The 15,690-nt window shown below is 52.2% G+C and carries 8 protein-coding genes; all 8 read left to right on the forward strand.

Features of this window, described 5'->3' with window-relative positions:
* The first annotated feature begins 283 nt into the window (after positions 1 to 283).
* The 8 genes from bcsA (at position 284) to AC5JLP_RS17255 (ending at position 15,556) form a co-directional block, all read left to right on the forward strand.
* Positions 284 to 2,905: a UDP-forming cellulose synthase catalytic subunit gene (gene bcsA, locus AC5JLP_RS17220; protein ID WP_496069160.1), complete on the forward strand. Its 2,622-nt coding sequence runs from the start codon at positions 284 to 286 to the stop codon at positions 2,903 to 2,905.
* 894 nt (positions 2,906 to 3,799) lie between these two features.
* A complete protein-coding gene (locus AC5JLP_RS17225) occupies positions 3,800 to 4,873 on the forward strand; it encodes a response regulator (protein WP_496069161.1) in 1,074 nt (357 codons plus the stop codon).
* A 134-nt stretch (positions 4,874 to 5,007) separates the two neighbouring features.
* Complete coding sequence (locus AC5JLP_RS17230) at positions 5,008 to 5,385, forward strand: response regulator transcription factor (protein ID WP_496069162.1); 378 nt, start codon at positions 5,008 to 5,010, stop codon at positions 5,383 to 5,385.
* Between the two features lie 4 nt (positions 5,386 to 5,389).
* Positions 5,390 to 5,899 (forward strand): chemotaxis protein CheW, encoded by a 510-nt coding sequence (locus tag AC5JLP_RS17235; protein ID WP_496069163.1) that lies wholly within the window; start codon positions 5,390 to 5,392, stop codon positions 5,897 to 5,899.
* Positions 5,900 to 5,967: 68 nt separating this feature from the next.
* A complete protein-coding gene (locus AC5JLP_RS17240; RefSeq protein ID WP_496069164.1) occupies positions 5,968 to 10,002 on the forward strand; it encodes a GAF domain-containing protein in 4,035 nt (1,344 codons plus the stop codon).
* A gap of 140 nt (positions 10,003 to 10,142) precedes the next feature.
* Positions 10,143 to 13,205: a hybrid sensor histidine kinase/response regulator gene (locus tag AC5JLP_RS17245; protein WP_496069165.1), complete on the forward strand. Its 3,063-nt coding sequence runs from the start codon at positions 10,143 to 10,145 to the stop codon at positions 13,203 to 13,205.
* Between the two features lie 492 nt (positions 13,206 to 13,697).
* Positions 13,698 to 14,273, forward strand: a complete 576-nt coding sequence (locus AC5JLP_RS17250) for a chemotaxis protein CheW (protein WP_496069166.1) — start codon at positions 13,698 to 13,700, stop codon at positions 14,271 to 14,273.
* Positions 14,274 to 14,491: 218 nt separating this feature from the next.
* Positions 14,492 to 15,556: a pentapeptide repeat-containing protein gene (locus tag AC5JLP_RS17255; protein WP_496069167.1), complete on the forward strand. Its 1,065-nt coding sequence runs from the start codon at positions 14,492 to 14,494 to the stop codon at positions 15,554 to 15,556.
* The last annotated feature ends 134 nt before the right edge of the window (positions 15,557 to 15,690 follow it).

Below are 15,690 nucleotides of genomic sequence, written 5' to 3' on the forward strand. Positions count from 1 at the left end.
GCTCGACTCAGCAAATCACAAGCTTGACCAATTCGATTTCAAGCTCAGCCTATCAAGTTACAAGCTCAGCCTATCAAGTTACAAGCTCAGCCTATCCAATTTCAAGCTCGACTCAGCAAATTACAAGCTCGACCTATCCAATCACAAGCTCAACCTACTCCACTCCACGCTCGGCCTATCACTAAGCTCGACTTACCCAATTTCAAACTCAAAACGCCCCTGCCTCCCCTGCCTCCCCTGCCTTCCCTGCCTCCCCTGTCTCCCCCCTTCCCCCTTTCCTCCCATGCTCAAACTCCCCCTCCGGGTACATCAGCAACCAACCGAAGCCTCACCAGTCTGGCAGCAATGGCTTGCAACGTGGTTGGTCGATCGCGTGCCTGCCTGGTCTGAGCGCACGTTGCAGTGGCTGACTCGCTACCAACTCTTGCTCCTGTCAGGTGCATCTTTGTGGTTGTTTGTTCCCCTAGTGACAGAACGCCCCCCTACCTGGCAGCAGGCAGTTCTTGCCGCAGTCTTGGTGGCGATCGGCTACACCATTGTGAGTCTGGAAGAGCAGCAGGATGAGACAGAGCGGAGTGAAAAGCTGCACCTCTTTCTCATTGCGTTGAGTGTGCTGACGACCCTGCGGTATCTCTACTACCGCACGGCGTACACCATGAACCTGGATAACTGGCTCAATGGGTTTTTCTGCCTGTTGCTGTATGTGGCAGAACTGTACGCGATCGGCACGTTGATGCTGGCTTATTTTCAAACGTTGAAGGTGCGCGATCGAACCCCTATTGACCTCGCTACCATTCCGCAAGACGACTGGCCTACGGTCGATATCTACATCCCCACTTACAACGAAGATGTGGAAATTGTCCGCAAAACGACCCTGGCTGCACTGGCAACAGATTATCCTGCTGACAAAAAGCAGGTGTATGTGCTGGATGATGGTCGAGCCGAAAAGTACAAAGAGCGTCGGGAAGCCCTGCGTCAGATGTGCGAAGAACTCGGCTGCATCATGCTCACACGCGACAACAACGACCACGCCAAAGCGGGCAATATCAACACGGCCCTGACCAAAACGACGGGTGACTTGGTGATGATCCTCGATTGCGACCACATTCCAGTGCGCCACTTTCTGCAACACACCGTCGGCTTCTTTCAAAACCCTAAAGTAGCCCTGGTTCAAACCCCACACTGGTTCTATAACCCCGACCCCTTCGAGCGCAACTTGCTCACTGGGGGACAGGTACCTGTGGGCAACGAGCTGTTTTACAAAGTGCTGCAAAAGGGTAACGACTTCTGGAATGCGGCCTTTTTCTGCGGCTCGGCGGCTGTCATTCGCCGGAGCTACATTCTCGAAATTGGTGGCATCGCAACGGAAACCGTGACGGAAGACTGCCACACCTCGCTGCGGCTCCATTCCCTCGGTTACGAAACGGTCTACTACGACAAAATTATGGTGGCGGGGCTGGCACCCGAAAAGTTTTCGGCCTACGTGGGTCAGCAGGTGCGCTGGGCACGAGGCATGGCGCAAATTCTGCGGCTCGAAAACCCCCTCTTTAACCGCAAGCTCAAGCTGCGACTGGCGCAACGGCTCTGCTATTTCAGCGCGACCTCCCACTTTTTCTTTGGCTTTCCCCGGTTGATGTATGTGATTGCCCCAGTGCTATATCTCTTGCTGGGCATCAATTCGGTGAAGGGGTTGGGCTTCGAGACGCTGTGCTACGCGCTGCCGCACATTCTGCTGTCGATGCAGACCAATCACATTCCTTACAAACACGTCCGGTTTTCGTTTTGGAATGAGATTTACGAATTTGCCTTGTCCTTTCAGGCGGGCATCGTCACCATGCTGGCGTTGGTGAATCCCAAATTGGGGACGTTTAACGTCACGGATAAAGGGCTGACGGTCACGAAGCGCAGCTTTGATTTAGAGAGCGTGCGCTACCTGGTGTTTTTAGGTGCCATTACAGGGGCATCGCTCATTGCCGTGCCCTTCTGGTTTGTGGTCAGTCCAGAAGATGGTCAAGCGGTGATCATCAATGCGCTCTGGTGTGTCTTTGATCTGATCCTGGTGCTGGCGGCCTGTTTGGTGGCGTTTGAGCAGCCTCAACTGCGGCAAGCGCATCGACTACCGCGTCAACTGCCCGTCGTCATTCACAGCGATCGCCAAACGTGGACAGGTACTACCACCAACGTGAGCGAAACAGGCGCACGGATTTCACTGGATGTGTGGCCTAACATTCCAGATATCGTGCGGATTGAAGTCATTGGTGATTACGGGGCACGGGTATTAGTTGATGCCCATGTGATTCGCGCGATCGCCACTGACAAATTGCAAACCGTCCTCTCCGTACAGTTCATCAACCTGAGCCGCATCCAGCAAGATGACCTGAGCGTGGTGATTTATTCTGATGTCAAAGAGTGGTATTCGCAAAAGCGCGCCACAGCGGATAATCCGCTAACGTCGCTTCAGTTTATTATGAGCAGCTTTGGGCGAGTGTTTCGTGAATTTCAACCCGAAACGGGCATTAAAATTCGTAAGCAAGTATGTGCGGTTGCTCAACTGTACTGGGACGGTTGGGAAGGGCAATCTTACTCAGCTACCGTAACTGAAATTGGCATTCGGGATCTTCGCTTAGAGCTGCATGAAGAAGCCGTGCCAAAGTTAGCGCAGCTTCAACAAGCAAAACCGCAAATTGGGCTGCTTATTGCGCGTGATTCTGATAGCTCCTTTGCACAAAGCCTGGTGGCTGAAGTGCAAAGCGTCGAAGGTTTCCTGCCTGCTTTAGATGCATCATCTCTGGTAGAAGATCATCTGACAACACCCGATCGCACGGTCATGGAGTTACGTTTTCCCACATCGCTAGATCGTCAACAACAAAGCAAAATTAAGCAGCTATTGCGATCGCTAGATTAGCTCGATCGATTCTGAACAATAGCAGGTAACAATGATTAGTCTCCAGGCTACCTCGGTTTCATGATATCTACTGAATCGTGTCACAAAATCAAACACTAAAAAAACAACCCGCGAAGCATCAAAGGCTGAAATTAACTATTGCTCAGAGGATGGAAAATGTGCCTTAGAAATTTTACTGTCCGTAAGTTTAAACTACTTTCAAAATTATTTATGCTTCATAGACTTCAGTCTGAGTTAAATGCTTCTTCATCATTTCTTTATAAGTTTTTCTTCTTTTTGGGATATGCTCATTAATAACTAGGAAACATCTAACTTTAAGTTGATTTCAATCAAGCATTACCAGTTTCAAGAGGCTGCATTTCTACCGCTTCACTGAGCTCAATTGCATTTACCTCTCAAACTGACCTCTGCTACCATCAATTTGATGACCGAACCTTTTCTAATTGAACAATAAGACTGCAACCACGATCAAGTAATCAGTTTGATTGACCCTCAGCATCCATCTCTATAGGGTTGTAACCACTGATGTGAATTATAAAGGTTGCTGTCCCTATGTGAATGAATGGTTGCTCCTTTTGCGGTGCTTTTCGATAGGGGTTAACAGCTAAAAGTACTGAAGCAACGAGGCTTGTAGTTCTCAAAGTCTTCCTGCACAGCCGATTGACTTCTGTTCAGCCGCATTACTTGAAGCAGAAAGTTTATTTTTTCCATCTTTGCACTGAGTATGCATCTAGTCTGCAGATATTTTAGTTGAAAACATTTAGCAAACGTATTTGCCCTTTTAAGCGCTTAATTGCCATTGATTGTCCTGAAGCCGTCTATCAGGCTGTGCTGTATTAACGATGAAATTTTATTCTTCCACTGATCTTTTTGAACGCATCAGAGCCGATTATCATGAACACCATGTCTATGGTTGACCATAAACCTTCTCAACGATTGCATCCTTTAAGCCTTTTAGCGCAAGCTAAAAGCCGTCAGGTTAGTGGCTGTTTGCGAGTTTCTAGCAATGCAGCACTATGGTCGATTTATCTTGATCAAGGCGAACTAATTTATGCATCCTATTCCGTCGATCGCTTTGAACGGTTGGATCGCCACCTGCGCCAAATCAGCCGACAAGCGCCAAGCCTGGTGAGCGCTGTGCGGGTACAGGTGCGCCTCTTGTTTGAAAGTGCTCCAGAGATGCGATCGAAAATCTGTACGGATTATCGTGCTCTTTGCTGGTTAGTAGAACAGCAGCATCTGACCTCTGAGCAGATGGCGAGTCTCATTGAAGAGTTGGCTAAGGAAGTCATCGAATCGTTTCTTTCGGTGCAGGAGGGCAGTTATGAATTGATTGAGAAAGAGAAGTTCGATGAGTTTCCCATCTTTTATCGGCTTGACTTGCGCCCTCTAGTTGAGTTTTGTCAGGAGCGGGTACGACAACAGCGATCGGTGAAGCCATCGCTGCCATCACCCAATCAGCGTCCTAATTTTGTATCACAAACAAAAGTGCTTCAGCCCCCTGTAGCACCCGGCAATTTGACAGATCAAGCGCCTGTTTCTACTACGGCAGAAAGCTCTAGAAATGGTGTTAAATCGCCTGAAAAGGAATCGCTTACCGCTCAGTATACGATCGTGTGTGTTGACGATAGCCCCACCGTTTTGCAAGCAATTAATAGCTTTCTGGATGATACAAGCTTTGCCATTGTCATGGTGAATGATCCAGTACGAGCACTGATGCAAGTTGTTCGTAGTAAACCGGATTTGGTACTGATGGATGTGGAGATGCCAAATCTGGATGGGTATGAACTATGTTCCCTCTTACGGCGACATCCAACCTTTAGAAATACCCCCATCATTATGGTGACTGGTAACACGGGCTTTATCGATCGAGCCAAGGCGAAACTTGTTGGTGCATCGGGCTACCTCACAAAACCATTTACACAATCAGAACTGCTCAAAATTGTATTCAAACACCTTAGTTGTTAGTACCCGTTTTTAATTGTTAGTTTTTGGTGCTTAGAAGAGAAAGGACGCTGCATCATTCCAGGTCGCTAACGACTGGCTTACTAAAAACTAACAACTAACACCTACATCGTTCGCAGATTACGAAGAGGAATTGTATGAGTTTAACGCTGATGATCACGATTTTGGTGGTTGAAGACACCCCGTCGGAACGAGAGCTGATGAGCCACTACTTACGCGAAAGTGGCTATACCGTGATCAATGCTGTGAGCGCCCAAGAAGCGTTGAATAAAGCCGTTGAGCAAAAGCCCGATGTCATTATCACGGATGTTGTCATGCCCGGTATGAGTGGGTTTGAACTGTGCCGCAGTTTGAAGAAACATCCGGTGACTGAAAACGTTCCCATCATTATTTGCACCTCTAAAAATCAAGAAATCGATCGCCTGTGGGGGATGAAGCAAGGAGCTGATGCCTATGTCACAAAGCCTTTCACCCGTGAACAACTGGTGCGAGCTGTAAAAGCGATCGTGGGTTGAGCCAATGACAGTATCAGCATTGACCCTGCCTAAAAACCGCCAGCCTCATGCATTGGGAGAGGCGTACCTCAAGTTTTTGCTCGACCCTCAAACGCCGATCGTGCTGCCCATGAAGCAGGTACAGGAGGTGTTGGTGCTGTCGGCCAATCGCCTCACGCCCATGCCAAACATGCCTGCCTGCATTATTGGGTTGATGAACCGCCGCAGCCGTGTGCTTTGGGTCGTCGATTTGACGCGAATGTTGGGCACCCCAGCGCTCGACTTGAATACCCAGCAGCACTCTCTGGTCATCATTCGTCCGGGCAATCTGTCGCTGGGCGTTGTGGTGCAGCAGGTAGAAGGCATGGTGTGGATGACACCTGACCAGATTCAGCCGCCACCCAGCCATGTGCCATCCAGCGTGCTGACGTATCTGCGGGGATGTGTCTTGCAAGAGCAAGAGATCTGGTTTGTGCTGGATGCTCCGAGCGTTTTTCAATCACCCGTTTTTCATAATTCGTCCGATCTACCGTAAGTGTTGCTCAAAATCTTACTCAGCAGTTTGCGATCCTTCTCCCCTTAGTACTTTGAGATGCCTGCCCTATGGTTAACCGAATTGATGCTGCGAACCACTTAACAGATCGAAACTCGCACCCAAATGGCACAAATCAACTGAATGGCGATTCTCGCGGCGAGATGCTGCGCGATCGTGGTAGCCTGTCAGCGGATCAGCCTGAGGCACTGGAGGCTGATTTCCTGCCAACGCCAACGCTGGTTAAACGCCGACCCTTCTTGATCCAATTGTTCTGCAATTTGCCGATCGGTCGCAAGCAGGCCCTAGCGCTCATTGTCTGTGAACTGGTTCCCATTTTGGGTCTGGGTCTTGGGTCTATCTTTGTACTGACCAGCAGTTTGCGGACACAGCTACTAGAGCAGGCCAAGTCAGAAGTTTCCGTTGCGGAAACTAGCTACAACAGCAAGCTTGACCAGATAGGCTATGGCTCACGGGGGCAAGCTGACAACACCACGCTGATTAATGCTGCACGCACTCAGTCTCAGAGCGGTAAGTTGAATGCGGATCTGTCAGCCCAGGCACGGCAGCTTTTGCGAAACGAAGTCAAAGCCCGCAAAATGGAGTACGCCACGCTGGTGGATAAAGATTTGCGGATTGTGGCAAATGCCAATGCCGATCGCCAGGGCGAAACGTTTGACCCCAATGGGTTAGTCAGCAAAGTGCTGAAAACGCCTGCTCAGATCAAGGCAAGCGCCATTGTACCCTGGTCTGAACTGGCGAAAGAGGCACCTTCGCTACCCAGTGGTCTGGAGAAACAGGATGTGCTGGTACGGTACGTGGTGACACCCGTCAAAGACCCGGACACCAAAGCCATCGTTGGAGCACTGGTGTTTGGTGACATGGTAAATGCTAAACTCTCGACCGTGGAAGACATTAGCAGCGGCTACAACGCTGTGTATGCCCGTCAGCCTGATGGGTCGTTTACAGTGGCAACTGCCCTTAACAAGGTGCCGTCTGATACTAAGGCCAATACTCCCACTAAACTGACGCTCCCTAAGACAGACCTGCTGGCACAGGCCGCCGCCGCCAGAGGGGGTACGGTTACACAGCGGCTGAACATTGGGGATCATGCCTACACGATCGCCGCTAAGGCTATTCCTGAGCAAACCGTAGAAACGCCTGATGGTGCAGCATCTACCTTTGGCGACAAGCCCACTGTAATTCTGGTCAGAGGCGCGCTAGAAGACGGACTCAATGGACTGATCTCCAACAGCTTGCGGCAAGAAGCGGTGGTGCTGGTGCTGACGCTGGTAGTCGTTGCGCTCTGGTCAGCCGCCTTCCGACGATTGGTGCTGCGGCCTCTAGAGAACCTGGAACGAGCTACCCAGGCGTTTGCTGATGGCGATCGTACCCAGCGTGCTCAAGTCTCCTCGTTAGATGAAGTGGGGCAACTAACCATTGCGTTCAATGCAATGGCAGACAGTATTGTGCGCTCTGAAGCCGCCCTATCTAACCAGGGACGGCAGCGCGACCTGCAAGCACAACAGTCAGAGTTGCTGAGTAACGTGGTGGTCAAAATTCGTCAGACGCTCAATTTTGATGACATTGTGCAAACCGGGGTGGATGAAATCCGCGAGTTTTTAGAGGTCGATCGTGTCCTGATCTACCGCTTTAACGATGACTATAAGAGCGGTATCATTACGGCTGAATCGGTTGGTAGTGGCTGGATACGTGCTCTGGGGCAAACCATTGAAGATCCACTAGTGGACGGGGCGATCGAACGCTACAAGAGTGGACGCGTCTGGCACACTACCGATATTGCTTACAGTAATTTGAGCCACTGCCACTGCGAAATTTTGGAGCGTCTTCAGGTAAAAGCGAATGTGGTAGCACCCATCAAGGTGAATGGCAGACTGATGGGTCTGGTCTGCGCTCACCAATGCTCAGGCCCCCGCAACTGGCAACCGTCTGACATCGACTTCTTTAGCCAACTGGCTGCCCAGATCGGTTATGCCCTGGATCAGGCTGATTTGCTCAAGCAGCAAGAAATTGCGGCCAGACAAGCGCGTCAACTCAACGAAATCACCTCTCGGATGCGCGAAACGCTTGATCCGCAGCAGATTTATAACGCCACCCTCAAAGGGACGCGGGATGCACTGGGAGTCGATCGCACGCTCATCTACTTATTTGATGAAAACTGGCAGGGAACGATCGTGGCTGAATCCATAGCGCCAGGGTTTCCAGTGGCCCTGGGTGCCCAGATTGCTGACCCCTGCTTTGCCCAAAGCTATGTCGAGAAGTATCGCAAAGGACGCGTGCAGGCAACGGCAAATATCCACGACGCTGGCCTGACCGACTGCCACCTCAGTCAACTTGCCCCCTTCCAGGTCAAGGCAAATCTGGTTGTGCCCATTCTGGTCGAAGACTCGCTGCTGGGTCTGCTGATTGCCCATCAATGCGCTGAACCCCGTCAGTGGCAGGAAGGCGAAATCAACTTCTTTCAGCAGGTGGCGATTCAGCTTAGCTTTGCGATCGAGCAAGCAAAACTACTGCAACAACGCGAAGAAGAAGCCAGACTCGATCGTCAGCTCAACGAAATCACCTCACGGATGCGCGAAACCCTTGATCCACAGCAGATTTACAACGCCACCCTCAAAGGGACGCGGGATGCACTGGGAGTCGATCGCACGCTCATCTACTTATTTGATGAAAACTGGCAGGGAACGATCGTGGCTGAATCCATAGCGCCAGGGTTTCCAGTGGCCCTGGGTGCCCAGATTGCTGACCCCTGCTTTGCCCAAAGCTATGTCGAGAAGTATCGCAAAGGACGCGTGCAGGCAACGGCAAACATCTATACGGCGGGGTTGACTAACTGCCATCTCGATCAACTTGCCCCCTTCCAGGTCAAGGCAAATCTGGTTGCGCCGATTTTGGTGGAAGGCACACTGCTGGGTCTGCTGGTGGCCCATCAATGCGCTGAACCCCGTCAGTGGCAGGAAGGCGAACTCAACTTCTTCAAACAGGTGGCGATTCAGCTTGGGTTTGCGATCGAGCAAGCCAGAGTGTTTGAAGAGAAAGAGTGGGCACAAGTGAGTGCAGAAACGCTGTCTGAAGAACGACGACTGCAAACCGAAGCCCTTCAGATGCAGCTAGTGCAGTTGCTTGGCGACATTGAAGGAGCAGCCAGCGGCGATTTGACGGTGCGTGCCGAAGTCACAGCGGGCGAAATCGGTACAGTGGCAGATTTCTTCAACTCGATCGTGGAAAGTTTGCGGCAGATTGTCACCCAGGTAAAAACTTCTGCGCTGGAGGTTAACGCCTCGCTGGGTCAAAATGAATACGCCATTCAACAACTGGCGGAAGAAGCCTCCAAGCAGGCCGCTGAAACCACCCGCACGCTGGATTCAGTCGAACAAATGGTCAACTCGATTCAGACAGTTGCTACAAGTGCACGTCAGGCGGCGGCTGTGACCCGATCGGCGGCCACAACGGCTGAAGCTGGAGAAGATGCAATGGATTTGACCGTGCAGAACATTCTGGCGCTACGAGACACGATCGGCGAAACGGCAAAGAAGGTGAAACGCTTGGGTGAATCTTCGCAACAAATTTCCAAAGTGGTGTCGCTGATTAACCAGATTGCCCTGCAAACCAACCTGCTGGCAATCAACGCAGGCATTGAAGCGGCCCGTGCTGGAGAGCAAGGTCAGGGCTTTGCAGTGGTAGCTGAAGAAGTGGGTGAACTGGCGGCTCGCTCTGCGATCGCCACCCAAGAAATTGAGCAGATTGTAGACAACATTCAGCGCGAAACCAGTGAAGTCGTGGAAGCCATGTCGCTTGGCACCACGCAGGTTGTCGAAGGAACACGGCTCGTCGGCGATGCCAAACAAAGCCTGGGACAACTGCTGGACGTTTCACGCCAAATCGATACCCTGGTGCAGTCGATCTTTAACGCGACGGTTTCTCAAACGCAAACCTCAGATGCGATCGCGGCCCTCATGCGCGATGTCGTGCAGGTCTCTGAACGCACCTTCGACTCGTCTCAAAAGGTATCCAGCGCACTCCGTCAAACGGTCGAAGTCGCCCAAGAGCTACAGGAATCAGTCGGCACGTTCAAAGTGGGATGAGGGATTGGAGAGTTTTGAGTTTTGAGTTTTAAGTTTCGAGTTGCAAGCTGTTTCCGCACAACTCAAAACTCAGCACTCAAAACTCAAAACTGCTTGATGTCTAACAACGAACAGCTAACAACTAACAACTACCTAGCGTCATGCAGGACAAAGAACTCGAAATCCGGCGGCAGTTTCTCGATGAGGCGCAAGAGTATCTAGACCTTCTAGAATCATCCGTTCTGGGACTGTCAAGCAGTCGCATTGATATACAGCAGATTAATGCAGCACTGCGGGCCGCTCACTCGATTAAGGGTGGGGCTGGCATGATGGGCTTTTTGGCGCTGAGCGATCTGTCGCACCGCCTGGAAGATTCGTTCAAAGTCCTGAAGATTCAGAAGTCCATCGAAGTGGATCTGGATCTGGAACGGCTTTTGCTGGCAGCGATCGACTGCTTGCGGCACCTGGTCACCTGCGATCGACAGCATGTTCCGCTTGAAGCAGACTGGCTCACCGCCCATGCAACCCCTATTTTCGATCAACTGTACGATCGTCTGGGTGAACCACAGGCAGAAGATGCTGCCTCGATTCTCTCGCCTGACAGTGATGGGCAGGCGGTAATTGCGCTGTTGTTTGAAACGGAAGTTGAAGGGTGCCTTCAGCGCTTGGAAGCGGTACTATCCAACCCCGCTCAGCCCTGCCTGCGCGAAGAGTTGACCATTTTGGCGCAAGAATTGGGCGGACTGGGCGAAATGCTTCAGCTTGAAGCCTTCATTAGCCTGTGTCGATCGGTCACTGAGGCCCTTGATGTAGCGCCCGATCGCACAGAGACAATCGCCCAGTCAACGCTGCAGGCCTGGCGATACTCACAAACCCTCGTACTGGCAGATGCGTGCGATCGCCTACCCACCGCGATCGATTTGCAAGCGCTCAACCTGGCACCTGACGAGACGGAAAACCTTACAGACGCAGGCACCTGGCACGAAGACGCAGAGGCAATTGATTCACCTGATGCCTTTGACACCTGGCACGAAGACGCAAACAGCTTTGATTTCTTCCCCTCTGAGGAGCCGCTAGCCGATGTGCCACTGGCCGATGTGCCGCTGACCGAGGTGCAGTTAGGTCAGGAATCTGGCGCAGACGAGACGGTGCATGCCACGCCAGAGCCAGTCCAATCGTTGGCACGGCAGCAGCCAGTGAACACCGAATCGCAAGCCACCGACTTTCGGGTGTTGGACACAAACACAGACGTGAATGCCCCACCAGAGGAAGACTCGAATGCGACAGTGCGAGTGCCCGTCAAACAACTCAATCAACTGAACGACTTGCTGGGTGAACTGGCAATCCAGCGCAATGGGATGGATATGTATATCCAGCGGATGCGCTCAATGACCCATACCCTGACGCGTCGGGTTCGCTCTCTGGAGCAATCCAATGCCCGCCTGCGATCGTTCTACGATCAGGCAACTCCGCGCGCAAGCAGCGACTTTAAGCTACTCGCTCTCCGCCCTGCCTTACCAGAATCCAGGCAAAGCACGTCCCCACTCCCCACTCCCCACTCCGACACCCGCTTTGACAGTCTGGAAATGGATCGCTACGGCAAACATCATCTGCTGTCGCAGGAAATGATGGAAACCATCGTTCAAATTCAGGAAGTCACCAGCGACATTGAGCTAAACCTAGACGACACAGAGCAAACCGCGCGCGAACTGAACAAAACGGCAAAGCACCTGCAAGCCGGACTCACGCAGGTGCGCATGCGCCCACTGTCAGATGTGGTCGATCGCTTTCCTCGTGCCATCCGTGACCTGGCGTTGCAGTACGGCAGGCCAGCCAAGCTCAAGCTCAACGGCAGCAATACCCTGATCGATCGCAATATCCTAGAGGCGCTTAATGATCCGCTGATGCACCTGATCCGTAACGCTTTCGACCACGGCATTGAAGATCCTGAAATGCGCCGTGCTCGCAATAAGCCTGAAGAAGGAACGATCGAAATTCAAGCGAACCATCGCGGTAACCGCACCTTTATTACGGTACGGGATGATGGCGGTGGCATTCCCATTCATAAAGTGCGCGCTAAGGCCGAGCAGATGGGGCTAGATCCGTCCTTACTAGCGGCTGCTAGTGACCAAGAACTGCTCTCCCTCATTTTTGAACCGGGCTTTAGCACCAGCGATCAGGTGACCTCACTGTCTGGTCGCGGTGTCGGGATGGATGTGGTACGTGACAACCTCAAGCAAGTGCGGGGCGAAATTGCGGTCGATACGAAAGCGGGGCTTGGTACCACATTCACCCTTTCGCTGCCCTTTACGCTTTCAGTGGTGCGCGTCTTGTTAGTTGAGAGCAACGGCATGTTGCTAGCACTGCCTGCCGATGCGATCGGCGAACTGATCTTGCTTCAGACAGAGCAGGTCATTAACACGGCTGGCAGCGAGGTCCTCAACTGGGGCGGCACGCTGGTACAGTTGATTCGGTTAGCTCGCTGGCTGGTCTTCAATTGCCCACGGCAGCCCTATGCGCTGGAATCGCCACCCAGCATTAACGAAGCCACCGTTTTAATGGTGAGCCAGGGCACACAATTGTTTGGGCTACAGGTCGATCGCTGCTGGGGTGAGCAAGAAGTTGCCATTCGCCGCATCGAAGGCACACTGTCTCTACCAGCAGGCTTTGCCAACTGCACCATTATGGGAGATGGTCGCGTCGTCCCTCTGGTCAACGTCCCCGAACTGCTCCACTGGATCACAAGCTGCGAACGCTCCGGTTTAGCAACTCCGCCCAGTCCGCCTGCCATGCCTGCTATTGCGGGCGATCGTGCCTCCCGCCCCCCCTTACCTTCTAAAACCGCCGCCAAAATCCTCGTCATTGATGACTCCATCAACGTGCGCCGCTTCCTCGCCTTGACGCTAGAGAAAGCAGGCTACCGGGTCGAACAGGCAAAAGATGGTCAGGATGCGCTCGAAAAGCTTCAGGCCGGACTATCCGTGCAGGCCGTCATTTGTGACATCGAAATGCCCCGTCTGGATGGCTATGGCTTTCTCACTAAAGTCAAATCAAACCCTGCACTGGTACATCTTCCCGTCACGATGCTGACCTCCCGCAGTGGCGACAAGCACCGTCAACTGGCAATGAACCTGGGTGCAACTGCATACTTCTCCAAACCGTATAACGAACATGATTTGCTGCAAACGCTAGAACGCGTGATTAAAGGCGAGGTGAAGGTGTAGGAAGGGGGATGGGGAAGAGGGGGATGAGGGATGAAGGGTAAAAGAGGAATGGTACTAACTCAAGGAGGGTCGGCAGTGCTCACTCTACAAAATACTATAGGACTTACGCATTTGCCCCCAACCCCCCAATGCTGGGGGCTTTAATTGGCTCGGTTCCCCCAGCATTGGGGGCTAGGGGGCGAAAGATGATCGCTTTTGCGTAAGTCCTATACTAATGTTTTCGATCGGTGGTAGCAGCTTGTTTCAGTGACATTCGATTAAACAGGTCTTCGGAGTGCAGCGTGTGACGCGATCGTCTTCTTTGAACCTTAGAACATCACCGACGAAGCTCGAACCATCACCGATGAACCTCAGACCATTACCGACGAAGCTTAGAGCATAAAACACGAAGCCTTCATACCCAAGCACCAAAATTAATCCCTCATCCTTCATCCTTTAGCCCTCATCCTTCATCCTTTAGCCTTCACCCCTCACCCCTCACTCCCCTCCCCCATGTCCCTCCAACTTTCCCCCAAATCACAACGACTCCGAGCGCGCAAAGCCGAAGTGACTCACCAACTCATCGTCTTTCGCCTGCGTCAAGAGTGGTTTGCCTTACCCATTCACGTCGCCCAAAAAGTCATTCCGCTAGGCAAGCTCTACGGTGCTGGTAACGGCACAGATGTCAGTCTGGCACTGTACCAAGACCGAGAAATTCCTGTCCTCGACATCCAACGGCGCATCTTTGGTACTGGCAGTCAACCATTGCTACCGGGTAAGGCTGCATCCTCGCACCCTACTAACCATGCTGAACTTTCACCGGCGACGCCACTACTTTTACTGGTGCAAACTAGCGCTGAAACAACGATCGGCTTCCCGCTTGATACCCAACCCAGCCTACGCCGCGTCCCAGAATCCGCCTTTGTGCCACTCTCCCCTACTTACCTCGCTGGAGGACAGGTGCGCTGCGCTAAATGCCTGATCGTTCTCGACTCAGAGCAACCACCCATTTTCCTGCTGAACCTCGATCAGCTCCTGCAACTGCAACCAACTCTGCCGCCGCAAGAAAACATAGCGCTTCCAGGGTGAGAAGGCAGGGATGTTTTGAGTTTTGAGTTAAACAGCGGTCAGCGATCAGCCGTCAGCCGTCAGACATCAGCAGACAACTGTCCAGTTCCTTGTCTAATACCATTTCTATTTAATTAGGCTGCAGATCAAGAACCTCAAAGAGTGATGAAACAAAGCTTCTGTAACTCAAAACTCAAAACTCAAAACTGGTTTAAAGTCCAACAGCTAATAACTCCGCTATGAATGCTGCAACCCTGTTAGAACACTACGCGATCGGCGAACGAGATTTTAGTGGCATCGATTTAAGCTGGGCTGATTTCAGACAGGTCGATTTGTCAGCCGCTGATTTTTGGGAAGCCGACCTCAGTGACGCTGACTTCAGTGAAGCGAATTTGGCTGGCACCAGTTTCAAAGCGGCCAAGTTGACCAGAGCCAATTTGGTAGAGACAACGTTGACAGCCGCCGATTTGCGATCGACCGATTTAAGCGACGCTACCCTGCACGCTGTGAACTTGCAACAAGCGCTCTACGATCGGATGACTCGCTTTCCTGAAGGCTTCGACCCTGCGATCGCCAACGCCTACCTGATTGCACCCAAAAGTGTGTTGCAGAACGCTATCCTCACCCACACCGATCTCAGCGGCGCTGACCTGAGTGATGCCGATCTCAGACACGCCAATTTACAACAGGCTGCTTTGTTCGGAGTGAGTTTACGTCAGGCTAATCTCAGTGCAGCCGTCTTGCAACAGGCCAACTTACAGGAAGCTGACCTGCAACAGGCCAACCTTAGTGGAGCCAACCTGACCGAGGTAAATCTGACTGAGGCAAACCTGCAACGCGCCGACTTAAGCGGCACTACGCTGACAGATGCTGACTTAACAGGCGCAAATTTGCGGAAAGCCAACCTCTTTGGTGCCGACCTCAGCGCTGCCACCTTGCAGTCCGCGACGCTACAAGGAGCCGTTTACGACAGCCGCACTCAATTCCCCCTTGATTACCGTCCTGAACAGCACGGCGCATACCTCATTGCACCCCACGCGGTGCTGCACTATGCCGATTTGCGTCACGTATCACTCTCAGGAGCCGACCTGACCGAAGCCGACTTGACTGGGGCAAATCTCTCTGCTGCCGATCTCTGGGGCGCAAACCTCACGCAAGCCAACCTGACCGACGCAAACCTGACCGATGCAAATGTGTGGGGCGCAGATTTAACCGAAACCAACCTGTGCGGTGCCACCCTGACTGGCACAGACCTACAAGTCACTGCGTTGCCTGATGCGCTTTTAGATACGCCGGGACTGTAAGAAGGCAGAGGGTAGAAGGAAGGCTAAAGGATGAAAAAGTTACCAGAAGGCAGAACAGAATGACTAGAGGCTGAATTAACTCAAACTGCTCCTGACTTCTGACTCCTGACTCCTGACTCCTACCTTCTGCTTTT

This window comes from Stenomitos rutilans, from assembly GCF_059505485.1.